Raw genomic sequence first — 856 nt, forward strand, 5'->3', positions numbered from 1 at the left:
TTAACCTTCGGGAGGACGGTCACCACTTTGTGATTCATGACTGGGGTGAAGTCGTAACAAGGTAACCCTAGGGGAACCTGGGGTTGGATCACCTCCTTATCTTGAAGTAAAACAGCTTAATGGAAACCTCGGTTTCACGAGTGTCTACACAAATTACATGATAACGAATTAGAAGAAGAAAACGTAAAACCCTAGCATAATAAGGGGCTATAGCTCAGCTGGGAGAGCGCCTGCCTTGCACGCAGGAGGTCAGCAGTTCGATCCTGCTTAGCTCCACCACTTATTATACTATGCAGGTCTGTAGCTCAGCTGGTTAGAGCGCACCCCTGATAAGGGTGAGGTCGGCAGTTCAAGTCTGCCCAGACCTACCAATCTTCTTCATAAAGAAAGACCAAACCTAAGGTGTTCACAATGAACAATTTACGTTTGGTTTTTTTAAGCCAAGTCTTTGCCGAATGCGTGCAAATGACAAGCTCTTTAACAATCTGGAAAGCTGATATAAATACCGGTATTTATATATCAAACACGGTGTCGCGCTGTTGTTTGAATAATTATAAATGCCAAGCTGTTGTTACTTCTTTTATCGGGAAGTGATGATGGTGATTATGGCTCCTCCTCGGAGACGTAATCAACCCGATAGTAGTTTACTACTATCAACTCTTATTCAAGACACACTTTGTGTGCGTGAAAATGTCAGACTTTACAATTGCTGTGGTTTAGTCACCACGGTGTACTTTGTTTTCCCCTTATTTATAAGGAAAGACTACTTAGGGTTGTATGGTTAAGTGACTAAGCGTATGTGGTGGATGCCTTGGCAGTTAGAGGCGATGAAGGACGTGTTAATCTGCGAAAAGCT

General features: G+C 43.2%; 2 tRNA genes and 2 rRNA genes. All 4 read left to right on the forward strand.

The window, feature by feature from the left end:
* Positions 1 to 99, forward strand: a 16S ribosomal RNA gene (locus B7C41_RS19875); the annotation flags it as partial.
* 104 nt (positions 100 to 203) lie between these two features.
* A tRNA-Ala gene (locus B7C41_RS19880) sits at positions 204 to 279 on the forward strand.
* A 15-nt stretch (positions 280 to 294) separates the two neighbouring features.
* Positions 295 to 371: transfer RNA gene (locus B7C41_RS19885), tRNA-Ile, on the forward strand.
* Between the two features lie 408 nt (positions 372 to 779).
* Positions 780 to 856: ribosomal RNA gene (locus tag B7C41_RS19895) — 23S ribosomal RNA — on the forward strand; the annotation flags it as partial.

Origin of the sequence: Cognaticolwellia mytili, assembly GCF_002104475.1 — a bacterium.
GTDB lineage: Bacteria > Pseudomonadota > Gammaproteobacteria > Enterobacterales > Alteromonadaceae > Cognaticolwellia > Cognaticolwellia mytili.